The following is a 25,944-nucleotide window of genomic DNA, read 5'->3' as shown; positions in this document are numbered from 1 at the left end:
GCTGCGACGTGTATCGCCGCGGCCGAGAGCATCAATCGCCGAAGCCGACGATCCCCTTGATTTCCGTGAATTCGTGGAGGCCGAACTTGCCGTATTCGCGGCCGTTGCCCGACTGCTTGTAGCCACCGAAGGGTGCAGCGCCATCCCAGGCAGAGTCGTTGAGGCGGACGACGCCCGTCCTCAGCCGACGGGCGAAGGCGCGCGCCTCCGCGGGCTCGCCCTGAACATAGGATGCCAGGCCATAGGGCGTGTCGTTGGCGATGTCGGCGGCCTCGTCCTCGCTGCCGTAGCCGAGGATGCACAGGACGGGGCCGAAAATCTCCTCACGGGCGATCGTCATGTCGTTCGTCACCCGGGCGAAAACCGTTGGTCGGACGTAATAGCCCGCACTGAGGTGCTCCGGGCGATCGAGACCGCCGACCACCAGTTCCGCTCCCTCATCGATGCCCTTGCGGATGAGGCCCTGGATCTTGTCGAACTGCGCCTCGCTGACGACAGGGCCGATCTCGGTTGCCGGATCGCACGGTGCGCCGACACGGACCGCTTCGGCTGCCTGCCGGGCAATACCGATCGCCTCGTCCATGTCCTCCGCCGGCACCAGCAGTCGCGTCGGTGCATTGCAGGACTGGCCGGAATTGGCGAAGCACTTGTCCACGCCGGCGCGGACGGCCGCAGCGAGGTTGGCGCTTCTCAAGACGATATTGGGCGACTTGCCGCCCAATTCCTGATGGACGCGCTTGACGGTCGGTGCCGCCGCGTGGGCGATCGAGACGCCCGCACGGGTCGAGCCGGTAAACGATACCATGTCGATATCGGGATGGCTGGCGAGCATTGCACCGACGGTCGGGCCGTCGCCGTTCACCAGATTGAACACGCCCTTCGGCACACCGGCTTCGTGCAGGATTTCGGCGAAAAGGATGGCATTGACGGGAGCGATTTCAGACGGCTTCAAAACCATGGTGCAGCCGGTGGCGAGCGCTGGTGCCACCTTGCAGGCGATTTGGTTCATCGGCCAGTTCCATGGCGTGATCATGCCAACCACGCCAACCGGCTCATGGACGATCCGCGTCGTGCCTTGCATATACTCGAAGGAAAACTCCCGCATCGCGCGGATGGTTTGAGCGAAATGGGCAACCCCGATGCCCGCCTGCTCATCCCGTGCCATCCGGCGAGGCGCACCCATCTCGCGCGAAATCATGTCTCCGATCTCGTCGTTGCGCTGCTTCAGAAGGTCGAGAATGCGTTCCAGCAGAGCAAGACGTTCCTCGTGCTTCGTCAAGGAAAAACTCGCGAACGCGCTGCGGGCGGCAAGGATGGCCCGCTCGGCATCGGCCGCCGTCCCCATCGCAATCTCCGCAAAAGGTTGTTCGGTGGCGGGATCGACGACCGCGAGCCGCTGGCCGCCGATCGGGTCGACCCACGCGCCGTCGATGTAGAATTTCAGATATTTGTCCATTTCGTCTCCAATCGCTTCAGCGGCCGGCCAGGATAAAGTCGGCGACCCGCTCGGCAATCATGATCGTCGGGATGTTGGTATTGGCACGCGGGATGGACGGCATCAGCGACGCATCGCAGACCCGCAGGCCCTCGACGCCGTAAACCCGGCCTGTGGGCGACGTCACCGCCATCGGATCGTCGGCCGGCCCCATACGGCATGTCCCGGACGGATGCCATGTCCCACCCACATGGCGCCGGACGAACTCCGTCAAGGCAGCGTCGTCCTCCAGCAGTCCCCGCATCGTCGTGCCGAGCGTGATCGCCGAATGCACCAGCGCCGTCCGCAGAGGCCCGGACACATCGAGAAGGGCGGACAGCAGACCGCGCTGCACCGCGTTCGCCTTTCCCGGCACGGCGACCTTCGCCACACGGGGGGAATAGCTTGAGGGGAAGATCGTACCTCTGTGGCCTTCCATCAACGGATCCGAGAGAACCTCGGCCCCCATGCGCAAGGCAAGCTTGAGGCGCTCAAGGTCCCGCTCGTCGCTCAGCATGCGAAAATCGACGTCGGGTTCGGCTCCGGGATCGGTGGAGGCGAGCCTCACGAAACCGCGCGAATAGGACTTGTTGACCCAGAAGAACAGGCTGCCGAGGCGAAGCCCGACGGAATGCCAGCCGGACCGGGACAGGATGGCCGCATGCATGTCGCCGACAGGACTGTCGCCAAGGCCGGACGAAAAGCGCCAAATCGCCTGTTCGTGGTGCTCCGCCCTGTCGCGCACCCGCATATGCGGCGGCAGATAGGCGGCAACGGCGATGGACGGATGCTCCATCAGATTGGTCCCGACGCCTTCGCGCGCGGCAACCACGCCGGCACCGACTGATGCGAGATTATCGGCCGGACCGATACCGGACCGCATCAGCAAGGCGGGCGTATGGATCGCACCGGCCGAAACGATCACCTCGGCGGCCCTCACCGTTTCCGAGGATGCACCCGAAAGCGTGGCGCCCGTCGCACGCCGCCCCTCGAACAGGATGCGCTGTGCCACGCTTTCGGTGATGATCCGCAGATTGGGCCGACTGCGCACGTCGGCCGTGAGATAGGCAAGCGAGGTCGGTAATCTTTCGCCCTTGTCGCTGACGGCAATCGCGCCGCGGAATGCGCCGTCCTCCCAGAGACCGTTCTGATCCGGCCGGATCGAATGGCCGCGCCGGTCGAGCGTCTTCATGACGCGAACCACGAAGGGCGAAATCCGGTCGTCCGATATGCGGCGGATTGTCAGCGGTCCGTCCGTTCCGTGCAGGGGACCGGTGAAATCCCTGTCGGTTTCAATCTTCAGGAAATAGGGCAGGCATTCCTCCCACGACCAGCCATCCGCCCCGAGCGCCTGCCATTCGGCATAGTCGCCCGGCGCGCCGCGGTTGGCCATCAGGGCGTTGATCGCCGAACCGCCGCCCAGCAACCGCGCCTGCTCGTAGGTTCGTGACGGGCGGGGCGCCGAATTGGAGCGGGCATAGCCCATCAACGCCGTCAGCGACGACCAGATATTGCGCATGTCGAGATAGGCGCGGCCTGGATAGCGGCTGCGCACGTCGTCGGGAATGTCATCGGCCGAAATGTTGCGCCCGGCCTCGACCAGCACGACCGTTCGCCTCGGGTCGGCGGAGAGACGTGCGGCCAGGACGCAGCCGGCCGAACCGCCACCCAGGATCAGATGATCGACGATCATGCCTCTCGCCCTTGAGAGCGTTCCGTATTGCGGGCAGCGAGCGCCGCAAGCATAAGCAGGATGAAGGAGATCGCCGTCAGCAACGAACTGATCGAGGCGATCGTCGGATCGATCTCGTCACGCAGTGCCGTGAACATGCGCTTGGTCAGGGTCTGATTTTGGCCGCCGGAGATGAAGAGCGAAACCACGGTCTCGTCGATCGCCGAGATGAAGGCGAACAGCATGCCAGAGATGACGCTCGGCCGAATCTGCGGCAAAGTAACGGCGAAAAAAGTGCGCCAGCGGTTCATGCCGAGGCTTCGCGATACCATTTCCTGAGTGTGATCGAACTTGCGCAAACCGACCAGAACAGCCGTCACGACATAGGGCAGGCCGAGCATGACGTTGGCCAGGATGAGACCGGTCATGGAGGCCAACAGCCCGACTTGCGCATAGACGAGGAAGACGCCGACGGCTGTGATGACGATCGGGACGATCAGCGGCAGCAGCAACAGGGCCTGCAGGCTGCGGACCAGACGCGATTGCGTAAGGTTCAAGGCGTAGGCCGCGGCCGTTCCGAGGATTGTCGCGAGGATGGCGCTGACGACCGCGACGGCCAAGCTCACGCGGGTCGCCTGCATCCAGGCCGCGCTGCCGAGATAGGCTTCATACCAGCGCAGTGACCATGACGGTGGCGGGAAGGCAAGGAAACGCGCGCCGGAGAACGACATGGGCAGGATGATCAGGATCGGAATGATCAGCCAAGCCAGGATGAGGGTTACGAAACCGTAAAGTAAAACTCTCGACAGGCTCATGCGTCACCTCGTTCCCATAATGCGTTCGAACGGTATCAACAGGCTCACAAGTCGGAAGATGAGGAACACGCAAACCATCAGCACGACGCTGATCGAAGAGGCGGCACCCCATTCGTTGTAGACTTCGATATTGCGCGAGACCAGCATCGAGACCATGTAGGTGCGCCCGCCGCCCAGCAGTTCCGGCGTGATGTAGAAGCCGAGCGTCAGCACGAACACCAGCACCATGCCGGCAATCATGCCCGGAAGCGACAAGGGCAGGAAAACGCGCAGGAAGACATGCAGCGGCGATCCGCCGAGACTGGCACCGGCCATGGTCAATTCGCCGGGGATTTTCTTCATCGTCGCATAGAGCGGCAGGACCATGAAGGGCAGCAGGATATGGATCGTCGCCATGACCGTGCCGAACTCGTTGTTGACCAGCTTGAGCGGAGCGTCGATCAGGCCCGAACCGGTCAGGGCCGAGTTGATGATACCGTTACGCTGAAGCAGGATCAGCCACGCGTAGGCACGCACCAGCACCGACGTCCAGAACGGCAGCAGCACCATCGTCAGCACGACGATGCTCCACCGTTGGGACAGTCCCGCCGCCACATAGGCGACGGGATAGCCGAGCAGAACCGTCATCGCCGTGACGATCGCGGCGATGCGAAAGGTTTGCAGGAAGGTCATCCAGTAGACCGGGTCCGTCAGGAACCGCTCGTAGTGCGCCAGCGTGAACCCACCGTCCTGCCGGACGGACTGCCAGGCCAGCCACAGGAGCGGCAAGACCAGCAGGACGACGACGACCAGCAAGGCGGGTGCAAGCAACATGATCATGAGCCTCTGCTCGCGCCGGTCATGCTGTTGCGACAGATCTTGTGTCGATCCTGCCATAAATGGACCCTCCAAAGGCCGACGGTTACTGCTGGATGAACGTCGCCCAGCGCTTCTGTGCCTCTTCGCCGGCCGGCGAGCTCCACCATTCGTCCGACACCAGGACCTGCAACTCGGCGTTCTCCGGCGAACTGGGCATTTCCGCCGCGCGCTCCGGCGAGATCTTGCCGGTCTTGTAAGCCTCAGGGTTGCCCGGACCGTAATCGATATAGGTCGGGAAATTCGCCTGGATTTCCGGCGTCAGCGCGGCATTGACGAACTTGACGGCGGTGTCGAGGTTCGGCGCGCCCTTGAGGATGCACAGCGACGTGTATTGCAGGAAGCCTTGATTGAAGGAGTAACCGATCGGTGCACCCTCCTTCACGACGGCTGCCACGCGGCCGTTCCACGCCATCTCCATGTCCACTTCGCCATCCGCCAGCAACTGTGCGGACTGCGCACCTGAAGTCCACCAAACCGCCACATGCGGCTTGATCTCCTCGAGCTTCTTGAAGGCGCGGTCGACATCGAGCGGGTAGAGCTTGTCGGCCGGCACGCCATCGGCGAGCAGCGCGGCTTCAAGTGTCGCCAGCGGATGGTTGCGCAGCGCGCGGGTGCCCGGGAACTTCTTGACGTCCCAGAAGTCGGCCCAGGTCTTGGGAGGATTGTCGCCGAACTTTTCCTTGTTGTAAGCGAGCACGCTCGAATAGAATTCGTAGGCGACAGAATACGGGCTCTTGTATTCAGCCGGCATCTTCTCTGCATTGGGGATCTTCGAGAAGTCGAGCTTCTCGATCATGCCCTGCTCGCCCCCGCGGATGCAGTCCTTCGGCGGGGTGTCGATCACGTCCCAGATGACCTTGCCGGATGCCGTTTGTGTCTTGAGCACCGGCCAGGCGTCGGGCGAGCTGTCCTGGTTGACGGTGATGCCGAGCAGTTCGGCGACCGGATCGAGGATCGCCTTGGTCTGGGCTTCCTGGTAGGCGCCGCCTTGCGACACGAAAGTGATCTGCTCGGCGGAAGCCATGCCGGCGGTGAAGATCGTGGCGCTTGCGGATAGCACGATCATAGAAAGTCTGTAATTCATAAGTCGTTCTCCTCTTTATAGACGGGCGTAACGCCGCTGATGGCATGCGACTTCCGGGTCTTAACGCCCGATTGCATCGAGGAACTGGTACCAGCCGGCGACAAGGCGGACGGCTGGCTTCCTGATGGGATAGAATGGCACGGGCTTGAGCGGCTCGGAGGTCAGGAGCCCGAGATCGGGCTCCTCGCCCGCAACCATGGCCGCGACGTAGCGGCCCATGTTCGATGCCAGCGCGACGCCTGTGCCGTTATAGCCGAGAGCATAGACCACGCGGTCGTCGAGCCGGCCCAGATGGGGAATGCTGTCCATGGTCATGGCGACGAGCCCCGACCAGCGATGCGTGACCGAAACCGAAGCCAGTTCGGGAAACTGCCGCACCATCGCCTTTTCCAGCGCTGCAAAAGCGCTCTCGGAATCGGCCGTGCCGAAGGCGCCGCGGCCGCCATACATCAGCCGGTCGCCGGCTTTGCGGAACCAGCGCATCATGCGGCGCGTCTCGGTATAGCTGCGGCCTTGCGACAGCAGGGAAGAACCGGCCAAAGGCTCAGTCGCAATCATCGCCGAGCGGAAGGGAATGAGGGATTTCCGTACCGCGGATGTCGCCGGCGTCAGGTCGGAATAGGAATTGGTGGCGATCACCGCCTGCCGCGCCGAGACTGTGCCGCCCGGCGTTTCGAGCACGACGCCGTCCCGATCGCGCCGCATCCCCGTGACCGCCGACTTCTCATGAATAGCGATCCCCTCGGCCTTCAGGCCGGCCGCCAATCCGTGCACGAAGTTCAGCGGATGGATGATGCCGCCATGGGTGTTCAGCATGCCGCCGACGAAATCGCGCGAGCCGGTCTCCGCCTCCATCTCCTCGGGCGACAGGATTGTGCAGGCATGGTCGCCGAGAGATCCCCGTAACCACTCGACTTCCTTCTTGAGACCGTCGAGCGATATCTCGTTATGGGCGCAGCGCAACGAACCTGTCGGGCGGTAGCCGGCTTCGGCGATGCCGTAGTCCGACACCAGTTCGCCGACATGGTCGATCGCCTCGATGCCGAGATCGTGCATGCGCCTCGCCGTTTCGAGGCCATAGCGTGAAGCGATATCGGAAAAGGCCAGCCGGAATTTTCCGGATACGACGCCGCCATTGCGGCCGCTGGCGCCCCAGCCGATCTGGCTCGCCTCCAGCACCACTGCGGAAAGGCCGCGGCGGGCAAGGTAGCGCGCGGTCGACAGCCCAGTATAGCCGCCGCCGATAATGGCGACGTCGAACCGATGACCGCCCGACAGCCGGTCGAAGGCGGGCCGGTGCGAAGCCGTCTCCTGCCATAGGGACTGGATGTCGGGAAAGGGAGGACGGGGGGCGGTCATCGGTTTTGCTCGTTCTCGATCCGGTCTGTCTAATCAGGCTGCCGTCGCCGCCTTCACGCCGGCCGCAAGTTCCGCGTCGACCGCATCTGCCAGTTGTCCGAGGCTCGCGAAGTGGAAGTCTGGCTTGGTAAGCACCTTCGGCACCGGCGTGCCGCCGAAACCCTGCTGGCCCTGGCGACGCTCGATCCAGCAGGTCGTGTAACCGAGTTCGCGGGCGACACCGATATCGTGATGCTGGCTCTGGGCGACATGCAGGATTTCCGACTGCTTGAAACCGAAGGCCGACTGGCGGCCCTTGTTATAGGCGAAGAACTGCGGATTGGGCTTGGCGCAGCCGGTTTCGTCACAAGTGATGCTGTCGTGAAACGGGTTGCCGAGCGTATCGGAATAGGCCGAAAATGCGGTCCGGTCGGCATTTGTCATGGCGACGAGACGGAAATTCTTGCGCAGGCGCGCCAGAGCCTCGACGGAATCGGCGAAGGCCGGCCAGCGCAGCACAGCGAGTTGGAAGGCTTCCGCGGTGGCGTCGTCATTCTTGTAGCCGTTCTCCGCAGCGAGCGAGAGATAGACGTCCTTCATCGCGAAGGAGGAGCGGCCATAGAACTTGTCGCGGCCGCGCTTGTAGGGCTCGAATATCTCGTCGTCGCTTGCCTTGGCGGCCTTGTCGCCGCCCAGCGCGCGCACGGCATTGAGCACGCCGCTTTCGAAATCGATCAAAGTACCGACCACGTCGAAGGTCATGACTTTGAATTGTGTTAATTGCATAATCTTCATCCTTGTTGACCGTAGTGAATGGATCCGTCAGCCCGCTTCGGGAACGATGACCGTGTCTTCCGGGTGGAGCGCGAGGGTTATCGCCTCGCCTGGCGATTTCATCAGCGCGCGGCCGGCATGATTGCTGGGAAGCCGGAAGCTCATTTCGCCGCCGTCATCGAGCTTCACGAAAACCCGAATGCTTTCGCCCTGGTAGAGCGTGTCTGTGACCGTGCCGGAGAGCCTGTTGCTGGCTTCTGGCTCCGAACCGTCGGCCACGACGAGCTTTTCGGAATGGACCACGAGATGCAGGTTCGACCCGGCCGGCATGGGATGCGCCGTCTTCAGCGCCTGCTGGCCGAGGCGCACGACGCTGTCGCTTTCGCGCTGAACAGGCAGCAAGGTCGCCTCCCCGATGAAGCTGGCGACGAAGGTATTGGCGGGGTGATCGTGCAGGCGCTCGGGCGTATCGACCTGCACCAGTTTACCCCTGTTCATGATCGCCACTCGGTCGCTCATCGTCAGTGCCTCCCGCTGGTCGTGGGTGACATAGATGATGGTGGAGCCGAGCCTCTTGTGCAGGCGCTTCAGTTCGATCTGCATGTTTTCACGCAGTTGCTTGTCGAGCGCCGAGAGCGGCTCGTCCATCAGGATCAGGCCCGGCTCGAAGATCATGGCGCGTGCAAGGGCAACACGCTGACGCTGGCCTCCCGAAAGCTCGTGGATCTTCCGGTTTTCGTAGCCCGTCAATTCGACCATCTCGAGCGCCGACGCCAACCTGTCCGGCCATGTCGCCTTTGGCAGGCGACGCGCCCGCAGCGGGAAAGTAATGTTCTCGCCCACACTCATATGTGGAAACAGGGCGTAGTTCTGGAAGACGATGCCAATCTCACGCTTGTGCGGCGGCTCAAATGTAATATCGCGATTGCCCAGCCAGATGGAGCCTGCACTCGGCTGGACGAAACCACCCAGGATGCCGAGGAGCGTCGTCTTGCCGGAACCGGACGGGCCGAGAATGGAGACGAACTCGCCCTGGCCGACATCGAGGCTTACGTCGTCGAGTGCGCGAAAGGGCCCGTAGGACTTCGTGGCCTGCCTGATGGAAACGCCGACGCGCGCTCTTTCTTGTTGATCAATCATATGATTCCACTGCACAATTCTACCTCGTTCGGCATAAGGCCGCAGCATGGTAGCTGGTTCTCGCAGAAACAGAAATGGAGAGGTGGTTCAGCGCATCTGGCATCCGAACCGGCATCAATCCACGACGTTCCCCTTGTCATCTGGAAGGTCTTTTCCCTTCGTTGCCGATCAACAGACCAAACAAGATCGCTTGGCGCAATTGAAAAAATATTGGAAGGGTGTTACATCATGTAATGACTTTTCTCCGCCGCTCCCTGCCATCGATGAATGGCCTCTTCACGTTCGAGGCCGCTGCGCGCTGCGGTAGCTTTTCTCGCGCGGCTGAAGAGCTGAACGTGACGCCGGCCGCGGTCAGCCGGATGATGTCGCGGCTCGAGGAACATCTTGGTACGGCATTGTTTTTTCGCCAGCCTGGCGGCGTGACGCTGACGGAAGCGGGCTCTTTGCTGTTCGATGCGATCGGCCGCGGCTTCGCCGGTATCGAAAGCGCATTGCGCGAGATCGAGGATCGCCGGACGGGTATCGAAACGGTGTCACTTTCGGTTTCGACAGGCTTCACCACCCATTGGATGATGCCGCGAATGGCGGAATTCAAGAAGGAATTTCCTGCTGTCGACCTGAGATTCCAACTCGTGATGGGCGCGCTGTCAGGTTCGGTGAATGATGTCGACCTTGGCATGCGCTTTGTCGATGGACCAGACGGCAGGCATGAAGCTGCCTTCGTCATGCCAGAAATCCTGCTGCCGATCTGCAGTCCCGACTACATGAAAAGCCACGTCATATCCGGTGAAAACGTCAGCCGCGTTCCGGATACCACCATCAACCTCAGTGACGCACAGCCGGATTGGTCAAAGCTGTTCACACCGGCCAATGGTCGTGAAACGCACAATTCGATGATTTTTTCGGATTACGCCATTGTCGTTCAGGCAGCGCTTCTGGGTCAGGGCGTCGCGCTCGGCTGGCTCAATGTCGTGGCGCACTGGCTGCGGAACCGCACACTGGTGCCGGCGCGCGAGCAACTCATGGTAACCGGTCGCCGCTGCCATCTCGTCCGCTTGCGCGACAAGCCCTTCCGCCCCATAGTCGGCCAGGTCCGCGACTGGTTGATTGCAGAATTGACTGAGGACGTCAGAGCCGTGGGAGGACTATATCCGTCTTTGAATATCGATATCAGGAAGTAAACAGTGTGACCGATTTGCGGATATCAGGTAGTCGATCCGCTCTTTGGTTTCGACTTCGGCCACGGTTCTGTGGGAAGCCTGAAGCATCGGATGCTCCATTCCGATAAAAATACCGCGCAATCACGGGGTCCGAGTATATGAGGGTCGTAGCCATATCCGCGATCAAACTCTCAAGCCGCCGAAACACGCGTATTTCAGCTCGACATATTCATCAATGCCGTATTTGGAACCTTCGCGACCAAAGCCGCTCTCCTTGATCCCGCCAAACGGCGCAAGCTCCGTCGAAATCAGCCCTTCGTTGATGCCGACCATACCGAATTGCAGCTCTTCGAGCACATGCCAGATACGGCTGATGTCGCGCGCGTAGAAATAGGCCATCAGGCCATAGCGCGTGTCGTTGGCGAGGCGGATGACCTCGGCTTCGTCCTTGAAGCGGAAGACCGGAGCGACCGGGCCAAAAGCCTCTTCATGCGCCAACCGCATCGAGGCCTGCATGCCGCTCAGCACCGTCGGCTCGAACCATGTGCCGCCGAGTGCATGCGGCTTGCCACCGGTCTCGACATGGGCGCCTTGCCCCACGGCGTCACCGATCAGTTCCGCCACTTTCGCAACGGCTTTGGCATTAATCAGCGGGCCCTGCACCACCTCAGATGCGGCACCGTCTCCAACCTTCAGCTTGGCAACCTCTTGCGTCAGCTTCGCCACGAAGGCATCGTGGATGCCGTCCTGCACATAGATGCGGTTGGTGCAGACACAGGTCTGGCCGGAATTGCGGAACTTCGACGCGATGGCACCGGCGACGGCGAGGTCGAGGTTCGCATCGTCGAAGACGATGAACGGCGCATTGCCGCCCAGCTCGAGAGACAGCTTTTTCAGCGTATCGGCGCATTGCCGCATCAAGAGCTTACCGACGGCGGTTGAACCGGTGAAGGAGAGTTTGCGGATGACCGGATGCTCGCAGAGCAGACGGCCGATGCCGGCGGCGTCCTTCGACGGCACGATGTTGAGCACGCCGGCCGGAATGCCGGCCTGCCGGGCAAGCTCCGCCATGGCCAACGCCGTGAGCGGCGTCTGCTCGGAGGGTTTGACGACCATGGTGCAGCCGGCGGCGAGTGCCGCGGCGGCCTTTCGGGTGATCATCGCCAGCGGAAAGTTCCACGGTGTGATGGCGGCGCACACACCGATGGGCTGTTTCAGCACGATGAAACGCCGGTCGCGGCCGGCGGACGGGATGACGTCTCCATAGACGCGTTTGGCCTCTTCGGAAAACCAATCGACGAAGGAGGCGCCGAACGCCACCTCGCCCCGGGCTTCGTAAAGCGGCTTGCCCTGCTCTGCGGTGATCAGCCGGGCAAGGTCTTCCGCGTGCGCCGTGATCAGGTCGAACCACGCGCGCAGCGGCTTTGCCCGTTCCTTGGCCGGCCGCGCCCGCCAGTCGGTTTGCGCGCGCTCCGCGGCACGGATCGCCCGCTCGACGTCGGTGGCGGCAAGATCGGCGACGCGGGCGAGAACCTCTCCCGTCGCCGGATTGCGCACCTCGAAAGTCGCGCCCGTATCCGCAGCGGCCCAACCGCCATCGATGAAAGCCTGGTCGTGAAGCAGCGCAAGCGTCATTGACCGGCCTCCACCTTTTCCAGGGCCGCCCGCAGGCTGTCCTTCAGGATGGCGATCCCTTCGTCGAGGTGGTCGAAAGGGATTGTCAGCGGCGTCAGCACGCGCACGACATTGCCATGCACGCCGCAGGAGAGCAGCAGCAGGCCCTTTTCGGCGGCGGTGTGCGTGATTGCCTTGACCAGTTCCGGCCAGGGCTGGCGCGTCTCGCGGTCACGCACGAACTCGATCGCCACCATCGCACCGAGACCGCGCACCTCGCCTATGCAGGCGAATTCGTTGCCTTCCTGCCAATCCTCGAAGGTCGATTTCAACCGGCTGCCGACCTCGTTGGCGCGGTCGATCAGGTTTTCGTCCTCGATGATCTCCATGACGGCGAGCGATGCCGCGCAGGACAGCGGATTGCCGGCAAAAGTCGAGCCGACGCCGCCCATCGGGATCTTGTCCATGATATCGGTGCGGCCGGTGACGGCAGCGATCGGGAAGCCGCCACCCAGCCCCTTGGCCATGGTGACGATATCGGCGGCGACGCCGGCATGTTCCATCGCAAACATTTTTCCCGTGCGGGCAAAACCTGTCTGGATTTCGTCGGCGATCAGCAGGATGCCGTGTTTGTCGCAGATCTCGCGCAGCGCGCGCAGGAAGGTGACGGGCGCCGGATAGAAACCGCCCTCGCCCTGAACGGGTTCGACGAATATGCCGGCAACCCGGGTCGGATCGACCTCGGATCGGAAGAAGCGGTCGAGCGCGGTCAGCGATTCCTGCTCGGAAATGCCGTGATAAGGAATGGGAAACGGCAGATGGAAGACGTCAGGCACGAGCGGACCGAAACCGGCCTTGTAGGGCGTGGTCTTGCCGGTCAGCGTCATCGCCATCAGAGTGCGACCGTGGAAACCCCCGGAGAAGGCGACGAAGGCTGAGCGTCCGGTCGCGGCGCGGGCGATCTTGGCGGCGTTCTCGATGGCTTCGGCGCCGGTGGAGACGAGGAAAGTCTTCTTCGGAAAATCGCCCGGCACCACATCGTTCAGTTTCTCGCAGACTGCGACATAGTCGATGTAGGGCGTCGTCTGGAACGAGGTATGGGTGATCTTGTCGAGCTGGTTGCGCACTCGTTCGAGCACCTTCGGATGGCGGTGACCGGTGTTGTTGACGGCGATGCCGGCGGCAAAATCGATGTAGCGCTTGCCTTCGACGTCCCATAGTTCGGCGTTTTCCGCTTTCTCGATATAGACGTCGAGATGTTTCGACAGGCCGGCCGGAATGGCGGCAGCGCGCCGCGCCGTGAAGGCAGCGTTCGTGGACATGGATGTCTCCTTGGATGTGGTGTTTGACGCGGCATTCTTGCCTGCGCTCAGGTCCGGCCCCGCCCGCACGCGAGCGGGGCCGGAAATTCCCCGTTAGACCGCAGCCTTGGCGCGGCGGGCGTCCCGGTCGAGCTTCCAGTCGACGCATTCCTGCGAGCAATAAATGCTGCCGTCATGGGCCTTCTTGCGGCTGGAATCCTCGGCCGAGGCCTCGTAGATCAACACGCCGCAATTGGCGCATTTCGTATAGCTTTCGATGTAAAGCCCGTTCAGCGAAAACTTCATGGTTCAGGCCTCCTGATAGCCGTAGTATTTCTGGGCAGCCGCCTTGGAGACGTAGCCCTCGCGGACATCCTCCGCGACAGCTGCCGGATCGCGCATTGCCGGATCGCCGTAACCACCGCCGCCGGGCGTGACGAGCCGGACGCGGTCGCCGCGGCGGATCGAGACGTTGGAGTAGCGGCTGGTCGAGGCCTTGCCATAGGCCTCGCGCATCGTCTGCCAGTCCTCGCGGCCGTTTTTCATGACCAGCGTCGCGCCGACGCCGCCTTCCGTGCCGCCATTAAGACCCCAGGGGGCGAGCAGGTGACGGTCGGTCATCTGCGAGCAGATGATCTCGTCGTTGAGGCACAGCATCTGCTTTGTGTAGCCGACGCCCCCGCGGTATTCGCCGGCACCGCCCGCATCAACGTTGAATGCGAGGCTTTCGATACGCCAAGGGAAGCGCGTTTCGTAAACTTCGACGGGTGTGATCCGGCAATTGCCGTTGATGGAATCGACGCCATCATTGCCATCGGCAAAGGCGCGGCCACCCCAGCCGACGGCCTCGAGATCGTAGCAGGCGAAGAACTCCTTGGTGTCGGCATCGACGCCGCCGAAGACGAAGTTGCAGTGCGTCGCGCCTTCCGCCGCCATCACGCGATTCGGAACGGCCGGTGCCATGGCGCCGAGGATCGTGCCAACGATGCGCGGATGGGTTTCGGTGTTGCCGCCGACTTCTGGAGCGGGGAAATCGACGTTGACGATCGTGCCGGGCGGGGCCATGACGCGGATCGGCCGGAAGCAGCCCGAATTGCGCGGGATCGTCGGGTCCGTCATGTGCAGCACGGCGTTGTAGGCGGCCGAGGTGGCGACGCCCAGCGTCGCATTGATCGGGCCGGAAGCCTGCGGCGAGGAACCGTGGTAGTCGACGATGATCTCGCCGCCGCGCTTGTGAACCTCCACGGCGACCGTATAGGTGCGGTCGGCGTCGATGCCGTCACTCTCGATCTTGTCGGAGAAAGCGTAGATACCATCGGGGATCGCTTCCAGTTCGGCGCGCATGCGGCGTTCCGAATAGAGCAGCAGGTCGTTGACGGTCTCCTTGATCTTCTCCTTACCGTATTTCTTGTAGATCTGCGTCATCTGCTTTTCGCCAAGATCGACGGCGGCGATGAGTGCGCGCAGGTCGCCATAGTTGACGCGCGGCGTGCGTACATTGGCAAGAAGCAGCTTCCAGACCTCGATATTGTCCTTGCCGCGCTTCTTGATCTTTACCGGCGGGATGCGAAGCCCTTCCTGGAAGATTTCCGTCGCCTCGCCGCAGAAACCGCCCGGCGCCATCCCGCCCACTTCCGCGATATGGCCGATCGCCACCGCAAAGCCCATGATCTCGCCATCGACGAAGATCGGCTTGAAGAAGGTGTGCTCGGGCGTGTGCAGGCCGCCGCGATAGGGGTCGTTGTGAAGGATCACGTCGCCCTCTTCGATCTCGCCGATCGGGATTTCCTTGAGGCACGATTTCACGAGAAGCGGCATGCCGCCAATCTGCGCCGGGCAATAGTCGGCGACGGCGATCATGTCGCCGTTCATGTCCGCGAGGCCGCAGGTGAAGTCGAGCGCCTCGTTGAAGATCGTCGAATAGGACGTCTTCATCAGCACGATCCCCATCTCCTTGCAGAGCGAGACCATGCTGGATTCCAGGATGTTCATCGTAACGAAGTCCATGACGGTACTCCTCAGGCCGAAATGATCAGATTGCCGAGACGATCGACGCAGAGCGTCTGTTTCGGCTGCAGGATGGTGACGGACGCGTTTTCTTCAATAATGGCAGGACCGGACACGGTCTGCCCCTGCTTGAACGTGCCGCGATCGTAAGTCTTCACGTCGTGCCAACCGTCTTCGAAGCGCACCTTGCGGCTGCCGGAGGCGGCAGGCGTGCCCTCGCCCTTTTCGAGTTCGCGCATCTTCGGCTTTTCGGACACGGCAACGGCCACGACCTTGAGATTGACGGTCTCGATGGTCTCGCCCGGAATGGAGAAGCCGAAGCGATTCTGGTGTTCCTCGTGGAAGCGCTCCCAGAGGTCCGCAACTGTTTCCTCGGTGAACTCGTTGGCCGGGAAGCTGAGCTCCAGCTCGTGGTTCTGGCCGAAATAGCGCGCCTCGATGGAGCGGTAGATTTCGACCTTCTGCTGATAGCCCTGGGAGACCAGCTCGGCGATAGCGCCATCCACCAGTTCCGTCATCGCCCCAGTGGCGCGGGCACCGTCGAAATATTTCGAGATCTGCTGCACCGTGCGATGCCGATCGACACGGGCGTCGGTCATGATGAAGCCGAAGGCGGAGAACTGGCCGGGGTAGTTCGGTACGATGCCCTGCGGAATACCCGATATATCCATGAGATCGCAGATATGCACCGGCCCCGCTCCACCGGAGGCAACGAGCGAGAAGTCGCGCGGATCGAGACCCCGCTGGAGGAGAACAGCACGCAGCGCGCCCAGCATGTTGTTGTTGGCGATCTGCACCATGGCGAAGGCAGCCGCATCGACCTCCAGGCCAAGCTGGTCGGCAATCTTCTTGACCGCACGATGCGCCGCCTCCGCGTCGAGCTTCATCTTGCCGCCGAGGAAGTAGTCTGGATTGATGCGGCCGAGGACGACATTCGCGTCGGTCACGGTGGCGTTTTCACCGCCGCGGCCGTAGCAGGCCGGCCCCGGAGCGGCGCCTGCCGATTGCGGGCCCATGCGCAACATGCCGCCCTTGTCGATCCAGGCGATGGAGCCACCGCCGGCGCCGATCGTGTGGATGTCGATCATCGGGATCTGGATCGGCAGGCCCCATTCGATCTCAAAATTGGTCGTCACATGCTCAACGCCATCAACGACGGTCGAGCAATCGGTGGAGGTGCCGCCCATGTCGAAGGTGACGAGGTTCTTGATGCCCGTCAATTCGGAAAGCACTCGGGTTGCGACGACGGCGCCGGTCGGACCGGACAGCGTCATCTGCACCGGCGCTTCGGCCGCACCTTTCAGCGTCGATTCACCGCCGTTCGACTTGATCACGCCGATCTTGTCGCCGATGCCGATGGCGTCGAGGCGCTTCTGCATGCGGTGGAAATTGTCGGAGACGATGGGTTTCAGATAGGCGTCGGCGATGGTGGTCGAGGCGCGGTCGTATTCCTTCCACTTCGGCAGCACGTCGTAGGAAATCGAGATCGGCATGCCCGGCAGTTCTTCCGCAAGGATATCGCGAATGCGCTGCTCGTGGCTCGGATCGATATAGGAAAACAGCGTGCAGACGGCGATCGCCTCGATCGTGCCGTCGGCCTTGATCGTCGCGGCAAGCGCGCGCACGGCCTCTTCGTCAAGCGCTGTGACCAGCTCGCCCTTGGCGCTGAAGCGACCGCCGATCTCATAGGTGTCAGCGCGCTTCATCAGCGGCTTGGTCTTGATCCAGGTAATATCATAGTGGCTGCGGCGGTCGCCGCGCTGGATGAAGGGAACATCGCGGAAGCCGGTAGTCGTGACATAGGCAACCTTGGCACCGCGGCGCGTGAGCAACGCGTTGGTTGCGATCGTCGTGCCGAGACGGATCTTGTCGACGCCGGCGACATCCTCCACCTGTCCAAGCCCCTGGAGCACACCTTCGATCGGTTCGGAGGGTGTCGTCAGGTTCTTCCAGTTCTCGATGGTGCCGGTCGCCGCATCGTAGGAAACGAAGTCGGTGAACGTTCCCCCAATGTCGATGCCGATGATTTTGTTGTCAGGCATTGTTCCCTCTTTTCTTATGGATGGATCAGGACGAGCGGGCTTTGTCCCGTTCGTAAGCTTCAAGCAGGTGGCGCCAGGAATCGCGGATGTGATCGCGGATAGCATCCATCGCCTTTTCGCAATTGCGGGTGCGCAATGCCTCGACGACTGGCCAATGATCGACGGCTGCCGCCATCTGGCTCTCGAACTGCCGCTCGGCCATGGTGATCAGCATCTGCACTTCCGCCTGGATATTGGTGAAGGCGTGCAGCGTCTGGCGGTTCTTCGAGAGTTTGCAGATCTCCAGATGGAAGGCCAAGTCGTTCTCGACGAGAACGATCTCGTCATTGGCATTGGCCGCCGCCACCATGGCATCGACGAAACCGGCAATGCGATCGACGTCCGCATCCGTCATCTGCGGCAGGGCCTGCTCCACCGCGAAACGCTCGACCACCACGCGGAAGGAGAAAATCTCGTCGATATCGCTGCGCAGGAAGGTCCGCACGAACGTCCCCTTGCGCGGTACGGCCACGAGCAGGCCACGCTCTTCCAACCGGCGGATCGCCTCGCGGATGGGATTGCGGCTGATGCCGAGCTGACGGGCGAGCTCCGCCTCGTTGACGCGCTGGCCCGGCTGCAGCCGACCAAAGATCAGTTCGCGCACGAGAAAAGTCGAAACCTGATCGGAGAGCATGCGATTGTCGATGATGCCGACCGGTTCGTCTGTATTGAAGAGGAGGTTGCTAGCCATTGATGAGACCTTTTTCGCGTTGTTCCTGCCCTGGCAGGGTCATTTCCCGCCCTGCCATGATTCCGTCTTTGCGGAAGACCAGTATCAACAGCATAAAGGCCGCGATGATAAGCTCCTGCGTGCCCGCCGGCAGCGCCCATTGTTCACCACCGATCGAAATCCCGCTTTCGAGACGACGGAAGATATCGACCATCACGGTGATGACGACGACACCGACAACCGCCCCGGCAAGACTTCCCATGCCGCCGACGATGAGCATGGCAAGCGCCAGGAAGGTGAAGCTCAGGAAGAAACTGTTGATCGAGACAGTCCCGAGATAATGAGCCTGCAGCACCCCGCCGAGGCCAACCATGAAGCCGGACAGCGTGAACGCGATCAGCCGTGACCAGTAGAGCGAGATGCCCGATGCGGCCGCCGCGACCTCATCTTCGCGCGTTGCCCGGATCGCCAGGCCGAAGGCGGAGACCTGGTAGAGATAGGCGATGACGATGGCGAAAACAGCGCAGCCGAGCGCCAGCCAGGCCGTGACATAAGTCGGTAGGCCGACGATCGACGCCGAGCCCATCGTGACGCTGTCCCAGTTGGAATAGACGACGTTGAGGATGAAGAGAACGGCGAGCGTCGAGATCGAGGCTGCAAGGCCGGTGAGCCGCATGATGACGAGTCCGGTGAGGAAGGCGGCACCGCCGGCGAGCAGCACCGAGACAACGGCGGACGGCAGGAGCGGGATGCTCTGGTCGCGCAGGAATGGCGGCAGGCCGGACATGGTGATCGGCTTCAGCATCTCGCAGCACGTCTGCCATGCCGACGCATAGGCCGCGATCGCCATGAAGGTGGCATGGCCGAAGGAAATGATGCCGGAATTGCCGACGAAGATGTAGAGCCCGACGACGATGACGATGCTGATCAGCATCTCGATGACGGTGCGCTGGATGGAGAGGCCGCCGAACTGGCCTGTCACCACCACGATGATCGCAAGCGGTATGACAAGGGCAAAAACCGGAAACCAGAAGCGGCCGATCGTTGCGAAGGACATGGTATCGCTCTTCATTACACGCGCTCCTTCGCGGCGCTGGTGATGATCAGGCCCTGCGGGCGCACGAGGAGGATCAGGATGACCATCATGAACACACCGGCATCGCGGAAGGGTCGCAGGTCCGCCGGGAGATAGGTTTGCAGGAGTACGCTGGCGACGCCGACGAGGAACCCGCCGAGTGCGGCCCCCGGCAGCGAACCCATGCCACCGATGACGGTGGCAAAAAACGCATAGACGACGGGCATCAGGCCCATGCGCAGGTCGAGCGTGCCCGTCTGGATCGTCAAGAGCAGCGAGACCGCACCGCCGAGCAGGCCGGAAATCGCAAAGGCCAGTGCGATCACCCGGTTCGCCGGCATGCCGAGCAGGCGGGCCATCTGGAAGTTTTCCGCCGCCGCGCGCATCTGCACACCGAGCGGCGTCTTCTTGAGGAAGAGCACCAGGGCGACGAGCAGGCCGGCGGTAACGACCATGGTGAGGAGCTGCACGCCCGGAATCCGCACGCCACCAATCTCCACCGCATTGGCCAGCCCCTGTCCGATGCCGACCGATTTCGGCCGGCCGGTATGGATGAGCATGACGAGGTTCTGCAGGAAATAACTGACGGCGAAGGACGAAATGAGCAACGTCGAGGGATTGGAGTTTCGCAGCGGCCGGAAGGCGACGCGTTCCGTCAGCAGGGCCAGCGCAACCACGACGACCAGCACGCCGCCGATCATGAGTGCGGAGGGCAATGCGCCCAGAAGCAACGGCGGTGCGACACTCGCCGTCGGCACCACCAGCGCATAGGCGCCGATCGTGATATAGTCGGCCTGCGCAAAATTGACGAGCCGCATGACGCCGAAGACGAGGCCGATCGACAGCGCGACAAGGGCATAGAGGCTGCCCAGCGCGATCGCGTCGACGAGAACTTGAACGATGTTGGCCATGGCGCCCGGCTCCTAGATCGCAAGGGTGCTGTCGGCCGCCTTTTCGCCCAGATAGGCGCGGCGAACGGCGGGGTTTTTCTGGATGTCCTGGGGCGAGCCCTCGGCAAGGCTCTGGCCGCCGTCGAGCACATGGATGCGCTGGCAGACGCCCATGATCACCTTCATATTGTGTTCAATCAGCAGCACGCCGCAGCCGAAGCGGGCCGGCAGTTCGGCGATGACCTGCATCAGCGCCTCGCATTCCGCGTCGTTCATGCCGGAGGCCGGCTCGTCGAGAAGCGCGAAAGACGGCTGCAAGGCAAGCGCCCGGGCAATACTGACACGCCGCTCGTCGCCATAGGACAGGCTGTCGCAGCGGTGTTCGGCCTTTTTCGCGAGGTCCATCCATTCGAGGATTTCGAGCGCCCGCTCCCGGGCGGCTTTCAGCGAAAGTCCGCTGCCGATTGCGGCGACCGAAAGGTTCTGCTCTACCGTCATCGCCCGGAAGAGACGCGCCGCCTGGAAGCTGCGGCCGACGCCGGCCTGAGCGATCTTGCGAGCGGTGAGCTTGGAGACGTCGACGCCGTCGAGGCTGATGCTGCCGCTGGTCGGGCGCTGGAAGCCACTCAGCACATTGACCATGGTCGTCTTGCCGGCGCCGTTCGGGCCGATGAGGCCAAGCACCTCGCCGCGTCGGAGTTCGAGATCGACTCCGCTCAGGGCCCGGATGCCGCCAAAGGCCACGGCAACGCCGCGGGCTTCGAGCCTTTCTTTCAATGGACGTGACATATCGGGCGAGACCTATTCGTAAGCTCGGCTATGAATTTGCTTGGAGATTTTGCTTCCGCCGGCTGCACCGCCATGCAGCCGGCGGATCGCTGCCGGTTACTGACCGACGCGGAACAAGAGCTTCATGTCCGGCTTGAACGAGTTCCGGTAAACCTCGACGGCGCGGAAGGAGTCGTTCTCGACCTTCATGATCAGCCAGGGCCGGTCGACCTGGATATGCAGCTGGTCGGTGAAGGAGGTGGGGCCTGCCGTGAACGGCTGATCCTTGAAGGTGTTCATGACGCCGACCACGGCTTCGGATTCGGTCGTCTTTGCCTGCTCGACTGCATAGGCCCACTGCTCGATAAGGCTATAGCCCAGAACCGAATAGGAGGAGACCGGCAGCTCGCCGTAACGCGCCTTGTGGCTTTCGAGAAATTTGTTCATTTCCGGGCGCGGATCATCGCCGTAAAGCGACATGAACGCGGGCAGGTAGAAATCCTTGAGGCCCGGCACGGCGTTCAGCCAGTAATTGTCGACCATCGCCGTGTTGGCAAGGATCGGCAGGTCGATGCCGGCAGCGCGAAGCTGGCGCACGGCCGAAGCACCACCCGGCGTGAATGAGCACACGAAGACCGCGTCGGGCTGCGTCGCCAAACCCTTGAGGCGGGTGATCTGCGAGGCAATCGACGGGTCGTCGTTCTTGAACGTGTCATTGCCCAGGATTGTCTCAGCGCCGGCACTTGCAGTCCAGGCCGCGCGAAAACCGGCGCAGGCCGACTTGTTGTATTCGATCGTCAGGTCTTCCAGCACGTAGACCGACTTCAGGTTCATTTTCTTGTTGCCGTATTCGGCAATCGCGATGCCTTCCGACTGCGCCGCGCTGTTGGCGGTGAAGGCGAGCGGGCCGACTCCCTGCACGCCCATCTTCGGATCGGCAGCGCAGAGGCTGAAGGCGATCTTGCCGGCCTGCTTGGCGGCGAGTGCGGACGGCGCGCCGAAATCGTAGTCACACGAGACAACCAGCATGTCGACGCCGCTGTCGACCAACTGTGCGCCGACCGTTGCGGCACGGGCCTGCTCCGTCTTGGTGTCCATGACGGAATACTCGATCTGGCGACCCAAGAGGCCGCCGGCCTTGTTGATTTCCTCGATCTTCATGACCGCGGCCTTGAAAGGCGCGCTGTCGTAGTTCGAAAGCCAGCCGGATTCCGCGATGGCGAAGCCGATTTTGATCGGCTCTTCGGCATGAGCAGCGCTGGCCATTGGCAACAGTAGGGCGATTGCGGCCGAGGCGGCCACAGCAACAGATTTCATTGTCGTTCCCCTTGGGCCGTAGCGATGCTCGGCCTGATTTTTTTGCACATAGTCCTCTGTGGACAGAAGACAGAATGCGGGTTAGATTTTTTTTGTCAACGGCAAAAAATGGCGCGGCCTCCCGATTTCCAGCGAAGGACCCAACCGCGCGAGAGGGGAATGACATGCTAGAAATCCGCGGCCTTACGGCCGGCTACGGCCGGCTTGCTGCCCTGAAATCCGTCGATCTTGTGGTCCATACGGGCGAGATCGTCTTCGTGGTCGGCCCCAATGGCGCCGGCAAATCCACGCTTCTTAAGACGATTTCCGGGCTCATGGCGCCCACGGGCGGGACGCTCGCCTTCAATGGCGAGGCGATCGCCGGCCAGCCGCCGGAAAAATTGTGCCGCAAGGGCCTGGCGCTGGTGCCTGAGGGCCGCAGCATATTTCGCACCCTGACGGTGCAGGAGAACCTGCTGCTCGGTGGCATGATCCGCAAGGACAAGGAAGAGGCAGCTGCGGACCTCGAGCGGGTGCTCGAGACCTTTCCAATCCTGAAGGCGCGGTATCGCGGCGTCGCCGGCCATCTCTCGGGTGGCGAGCAGCAACAGCTGGCCATCGCCCGCGCCATCCTGCAACGCCCCTCGCTGATGATGATCGACGAGCCCTCGCTCGGCCTTGCCCCCCTCGTTATCGATCAGGTCTACGAGAGCCTTCGCCAGCTCAATGCCGGCGGACTGACGCTGCTCGTCGTCGAGCAATCCACCGCCCGCATCCTCGACCTCGCCTCCCGCATCTACGTCCTGCGCAACGGCCATGTCGCGCTGGAGGGAGCGGCAAGCGATCTTGCGGACGGCCACGCGCTGGAGGATGCTTACTTCGGCTATGGCGAACGCCAGACGACACACGCGTGATCAGGCAAGACAGATGATATTCGACTATTGCATCATCGGCGGGGGCATCGTCGGCCTGGCAACGGCCATGCGTCTTCTCGAAGGCAGGCCGGGCTGCAGCCTCATCCTCATCGAGAAGGAGGATGCGCTCGGCAGGCACCAGACGGGCCACAACAGCGGCGTCATCCACGCCGGCATCTACTACCCTCCCGGAAGCCTCAAGGCCGAACTCTGCCGCAAGGGTGCGGAGGCGACCAAGGCGTTTTGCGCGGAAAACGACATTCGCTTCGAGACCTGCGGAAAGTTGCTCGTCGCGACCTCGGATCTCGAAATGCAGCGCATGGACGCCCTCTACGAGCGATCGAAACAGAACACGATCGAGGTCTACCGCGTCAGCGAGGAAGAGTTGAAGGAGCGCGAGCCGAACATTCGTGGTCGCGGCGCGCTCTTCGTGCCTTCGACCGGCATCGTCAGCTATGTCGAAGTCTGCCAGGCGATGGGGCGGCGCATCGCTAAACTCGGCGGCGATATCCGCCTTTCGACCCGCGTCACCGGCATCCGCGAGGCGATTGACGCTGTCGACGTCGCCTCCGAAGGCGAGAGCTGGCGGGCGAGAAAACTGGTCGCCTGCGCCGGCCTGCAATCCGATCGGCTGGCGGCTCTCGCCGGCCTTTCGATCGAGCACCGCATCGTGCCGTTCCGCGGCGAATATTTCCGCCTCCCGCCCGACAAGAACGACATCGTTCGACATCTCATCTACCCGGTCCCGGACCCCGCCCTGCCCTTCCTCGGCGTGCACCTGACGCGCATGATCGACGGCAGCGTGACGGTCGGACCGAACGCCGTGATCGGCTTTGCGCGCGAGGGCTACCCGCGCCTCTCGGTCAATCTGTCCGACATCGCGGACTACGCGCTCTATCCAGGCTTCTGGAAAACCGTCGTTAGGAACCGGAAATCCGCCGTGACGGAGTTGCGCAACTCGCTGTGGAAGCCAGGCTATCTGGCAGAATGCCGCAAATATTGCCCGAGCCTCACGCTTGCAGACCTCCTGCCCTACGAGGCCGGCATCCGCGCCCAGGCGGTGCGAAAGGACGGCATGCTCGTCCACGACTTCCTCTTTGCCGAGACAGACCGGATGCTGCATGTCTGCAACGCGCCCTCGCCCGCGGCCACTTCTGCAATTCCAATCGCGGAGATGATCGTCGAACGACTGGAGAAAAGATTGTAGAACCATTTCACCCCTGAAGCCATTGAACGCGACCTCGCTAAAATCCGCACAATCGACAATTCAACGTTGGACGCTTCACCGCTAGTAGACCCGATCGGCATCGCCTCCTATTGGATTTCTGATCAACAACGCTATGTGAGTAGCGACTTTTGGCTTGCGCCCGGTTGGCTTGCACTCACCGCTATCTTACATTTTAGCTTTGTCGGGTATGACCTCAGCCGCTTTGAACAGTCGAACGCAACACGATTGCCGTCAGTGCAAATGGCGCAGTGACACTTGGACTCCGGCAATCTCGGCGCCCTCGCCGCGCAACGGAAGCCCGTGAGCCGTTTGACCAGGTGAAACAAATCGGGCCCGCAATCGCTATCATTTTCAGCGCGGTCATCCATGGCCTATTGCCCTCGGACGACCACTTCACGACTAGCCAACTCAAGCCGTTTGCCAAGTATGCGCCCGCTGCCATAGCGTGCCATCAACGGACTTAACGAGACGATACATGTCGCCACACTTTAAGTACGAAATTCCTCGGAAAGCTCGAGTCGCATTATGGAGTGGTTCGAGACGCTGGCAGAGCACGAAAGACTGCGATCAATGTACGCTCCGCAAAAATTTTCAGCTTGGTCTAGCGCTTTAATCTTCACGTCATTACCCACTGGTCAGATATATTTCAGCACCGATTGTCAGGGCGGGCAGCATCTGCCAGTTGACGTCTATCGCGTGCGCGATACATGCCTAGAAGTCGTAATATCAGGAGCCGATCAGATTTCTAGAATTGCCGTTGAGGACAACGAGGAGGCCGCTCGTGGGCGTTTTGCCGAAAAGCCAGCGGAGATACCAGCATTAGGGCTTATGGACGTCTTGTGGCGCGTAGTTGCGAATGTCGGAATAGACCGCGTGACGTTGATTGCTGCAGGCGTCACCTATTACTTGCTGCTCGCGCTATTTCCAGCCTTGACGGCGCTGGTGTCCCTTTATGGTGTTATGTCTGACCCGTCGACAATCTCGCGCCATATTGGTTTCGTGGCGACGATCTTTCCTCCAGGCGCTTTCGACATCATTACCCAGCAGCTAGAAGCGTTGGCGCAGCAGAACACCCGTACTTTGAGTTTCGGTGTTGTCACCGGCTTCATAGTCGCACTATGGAGCGTCAATAACGCGATGAAGGCCCTCTTTGAGGCGATGAACATTGCCTATGGTGAAGATGAAAAGCGGGGATTTCTGCACCTGCAATTGATGTCGCTAGGATTCACTCTTGGTGCATTGATCATTTCCACCGCACTAATAACGGCTGTTGGCATCTTACCGGTGGTTTTATCCTTCACTTGGACGAAGAGCTGGGCAGAAACATTCGCCATGGTCACCCGCTGGCCGGCGCTTCTGCTAATCGTTGGCACTGCGATGACAATCATCTATCGCTACGGACCCAGCCGTGAACATGCGCGACTACGCTGGATTACGTGGGGCGTCGCATTTAGTACGACGCTTTGGCTGGCAGCGTCGATTGGCTTTTCCTTCTATCTCGAGAACTTCGCGGATTATAACGCGACCTACGGCACCCTCGGGGCCTTGATCGGATTTATGGTCTGGATTTGGATATCCGTCATTATCCTGATACTCGGTGCTGAGCTCAACGCAGAGCTCGAGCACCAAACCTGCGAGGACACAACAACAGGCCCCCCTGAACAAATTGGGCTTCGCGGGGCTCACGTTGCCGATACGCTTGGAGAGGCCAGTGAACAACTGTTGCCACACTAAATAGTTGGCCTGCTGCCGATTTCTTCCGACGTTGAGTTACGCTAATCCCAC

General features: G+C 61.8%; 22 protein-coding genes. 4 read left to right on the top strand and 18 right to left on the bottom strand.

What is annotated here, in order from left to right:
* Nucleotides 1-31 precede the first annotated feature (31 nt).
* Genes K6301_RS24850 through K6301_RS24815 form a run of 8 tightly spaced genes read right to left on the bottom strand, consistent with a single transcriptional unit; the run spans nucleotide 32 to nucleotide 9,155 of the window.
* Nucleotides 32-1,456 carry an aldehyde dehydrogenase family protein gene (locus K6301_RS24850; RefSeq protein ID WP_247221504.1) on the bottom strand — a complete coding sequence of 475 codons (1,425 nt, stop codon included), beginning with the start codon at nucleotides 1,454-1,456 and terminating at the stop codon, nucleotides 32-34.
* Nucleotides 1,457-1,472: 16 nt separating this feature from the next.
* Complete coding sequence (locus K6301_RS24845) at nucleotides 1,473-3,167, bottom strand: GMC family oxidoreductase (RefSeq protein WP_247221503.1); 1,695 nt, start codon at nucleotides 3,165-3,167, stop codon at nucleotides 1,473-1,475.
* Entirely contained in the window at nucleotides 3,164-3,961 is a 798-nt protein-coding gene (locus tag K6301_RS24840; protein ID WP_247221502.1) for an ABC transporter permease, read from the bottom strand. The genes K6301_RS24845 and K6301_RS24840 overlap by 4 nt, the downstream gene beginning before the upstream one ends.
* Before the next feature lie 3 nt (nucleotides 3,962-3,964).
* Nucleotides 3,965-4,837, bottom strand: coding sequence for an ABC transporter permease (locus K6301_RS24835; protein WP_160872498.1), 873 nt, complete (start codon nucleotides 4,835-4,837; stop codon nucleotides 3,965-3,967).
* A 25-nt stretch (nucleotides 4,838-4,862) separates the two neighbouring features.
* Nucleotides 4,863-5,903 carry an ABC transporter substrate-binding protein gene (locus tag K6301_RS24830; protein WP_247221501.1) on the bottom strand — a complete coding sequence of 347 codons (1,041 nt, stop codon included), beginning with the start codon at nucleotides 5,901-5,903 and terminating at the stop codon, nucleotides 4,863-4,865.
* Between the two features lie 60 nt (nucleotides 5,904-5,963).
* Entirely contained in the window at nucleotides 5,964-7,262 is a 1,299-nt protein-coding gene (locus K6301_RS24825) for an NAD(P)/FAD-dependent oxidoreductase (protein WP_247221500.1), read from the bottom strand.
* 33 nt (nucleotides 7,263-7,295) lie between these two features.
* Nucleotides 7,296-8,027 (bottom strand): HAD-IA family hydrolase, encoded by a 732-nt coding sequence (locus K6301_RS24820; protein WP_247221499.1) that lies wholly within the window; start codon nucleotides 8,025-8,027, stop codon nucleotides 7,296-7,298.
* A gap of 36 nt (nucleotides 8,028-8,063) precedes the next feature.
* Nucleotides 8,064-9,155, bottom strand: a complete 1,092-nt coding sequence (locus tag K6301_RS24815; RefSeq protein ID WP_247221497.1) for an ABC transporter ATP-binding protein — start codon at nucleotides 9,153-9,155, stop codon at nucleotides 8,064-8,066.
* 233 nt (nucleotides 9,156-9,388) lie between these two features.
* On the opposite strand from K6301_RS24815, the gene K6301_RS24810 reads away from it, so the two are divergent.
* Nucleotides 9,389-10,336: a LysR family transcriptional regulator gene (locus K6301_RS24810; RefSeq protein WP_247221496.1), complete on the top strand. Its 948-nt coding sequence runs from the start codon at nucleotides 9,389-9,391 to the stop codon at nucleotides 10,334-10,336.
* Nucleotides 10,337-10,498: 162 nt separating this feature from the next.
* On the opposite strand, the gene K6301_RS24805 is transcribed toward K6301_RS24810, so the two are convergent.
* From K6301_RS24805 to K6301_RS24760, 10 genes are all read right to left on the bottom strand, one after another.
* Nucleotides 10,499-11,950, bottom strand: coding sequence for an NAD-dependent succinate-semialdehyde dehydrogenase (locus K6301_RS24805; protein ID WP_247221495.1), 1,452 nt, complete (start codon nucleotides 11,948-11,950; stop codon nucleotides 10,499-10,501).
* Nucleotides 11,947-13,251: a 4-aminobutyrate--2-oxoglutarate transaminase gene (gabT, locus tag K6301_RS24800; protein WP_247221494.1), complete on the bottom strand. Its 1,305-nt coding sequence runs from the start codon at nucleotides 13,249-13,251 to the stop codon at nucleotides 11,947-11,949. The genes K6301_RS24805 and gabT overlap by 4 nt, the downstream gene beginning before the upstream one ends.
* 93 nt (nucleotides 13,252-13,344) lie before the next feature.
* Complete coding sequence (locus K6301_RS24795; RefSeq protein WP_247221493.1) at nucleotides 13,345-13,536, bottom strand: hypothetical protein; 192 nt, start codon at nucleotides 13,534-13,536, stop codon at nucleotides 13,345-13,347.
* A 3-nt stretch (nucleotides 13,537-13,539) separates the two neighbouring features.
* On the bottom strand, nucleotides 13,540-15,237 hold the full coding sequence (locus tag K6301_RS24790) for a hydantoinase B/oxoprolinase family protein (protein WP_247221492.1): 1,698 nt from the start codon (nucleotides 15,235-15,237) through the stop codon (nucleotides 13,540-13,542).
* Between the two features lie 11 nt (nucleotides 15,238-15,248).
* Nucleotides 15,249-17,279: a hydantoinase/oxoprolinase family protein gene (locus tag K6301_RS24785; protein ID WP_247221491.1), complete on the bottom strand. Its 2,031-nt coding sequence runs from the start codon at nucleotides 17,277-17,279 to the stop codon at nucleotides 15,249-15,251.
* A gap of 25 nt (nucleotides 17,280-17,304) precedes the next feature.
* A complete protein-coding gene (locus K6301_RS24780; RefSeq protein ID WP_247221490.1) occupies nucleotides 17,305-18,009 on the bottom strand; it encodes a GntR family transcriptional regulator in 705 nt (234 codons plus the stop codon).
* On the bottom strand, nucleotides 18,002-19,060 hold the full coding sequence (locus K6301_RS24775; RefSeq protein ID WP_247221489.1) for a branched-chain amino acid ABC transporter permease: 1,059 nt from the start codon (nucleotides 19,058-19,060) through the stop codon (nucleotides 18,002-18,004). Before K6301_RS24775 ends, K6301_RS24780 begins: the two co-directional genes overlap by 8 nt.
* Nucleotides 19,060-19,974: a branched-chain amino acid ABC transporter permease gene (locus K6301_RS24770; protein WP_247221488.1), complete on the bottom strand. Its 915-nt coding sequence runs from the start codon at nucleotides 19,972-19,974 to the stop codon at nucleotides 19,060-19,062. The genes K6301_RS24775 and K6301_RS24770 overlap by 1 nt, the downstream gene beginning before the upstream one ends.
* A 12-nt stretch (nucleotides 19,975-19,986) precedes the next feature.
* Nucleotides 19,987-20,742, bottom strand: a complete 756-nt coding sequence (locus K6301_RS24765) for an ABC transporter ATP-binding protein (RefSeq protein ID WP_247221487.1) — start codon at nucleotides 20,740-20,742, stop codon at nucleotides 19,987-19,989.
* A gap of 96 nt (nucleotides 20,743-20,838) precedes the next feature.
* Nucleotides 20,839-22,038: an ABC transporter substrate-binding protein gene (locus K6301_RS24760; protein ID WP_247221486.1), complete on the bottom strand. Its 1,200-nt coding sequence runs from the start codon at nucleotides 22,036-22,038 to the stop codon at nucleotides 20,839-20,841.
* A 164-nt stretch (nucleotides 22,039-22,202) separates the two neighbouring features.
* Here K6301_RS24760 and K6301_RS24755 point away from each other — a divergent pair, with 164 nt between their 5' ends.
* The 3 genes from K6301_RS24755 (at nucleotide 22,203) to K6301_RS24745 (ending at nucleotide 25,893) form a co-directional block, all read left to right on the top strand.
* Nucleotides 22,203-22,931, top strand: a complete 729-nt coding sequence (locus K6301_RS24755; RefSeq protein ID WP_160872510.1) for an ABC transporter ATP-binding protein — start codon at nucleotides 22,203-22,205, stop codon at nucleotides 22,929-22,931.
* 13 nt (nucleotides 22,932-22,944) lie between these two features.
* Nucleotides 22,945-24,138, top strand: coding sequence for an L-2-hydroxyglutarate oxidase (gene lhgO, locus K6301_RS24750; protein ID WP_247221485.1), 1,194 nt, complete (start codon nucleotides 22,945-22,947; stop codon nucleotides 24,136-24,138).
* Nucleotides 24,139-24,684: 546 nt separating this feature from the next.
* The gene (locus K6301_RS24745; protein WP_247221484.1) at nucleotides 24,685-25,893 is read left to right on the top strand and encodes a YihY/virulence factor BrkB family protein; all 1,209 of its coding nucleotides are present in this window, start codon (nucleotides 24,685-24,687) and stop codon (nucleotides 25,891-25,893) included.
* Nucleotides 25,894-25,944 lie beyond the last annotated feature (51 nt).

The organism is Shinella oryzae, assembly GCF_023038235.1.
In the GTDB taxonomy this organism is placed as follows: Bacteria; Pseudomonadota; Alphaproteobacteria; order Rhizobiales; family Rhizobiaceae; genus Shinella; species Shinella sumterensis.
The sequence above is the reverse complement of the archived record's forward strand: the minus strand, read 5'-3'. Positions and strand labels throughout refer to the sequence as shown.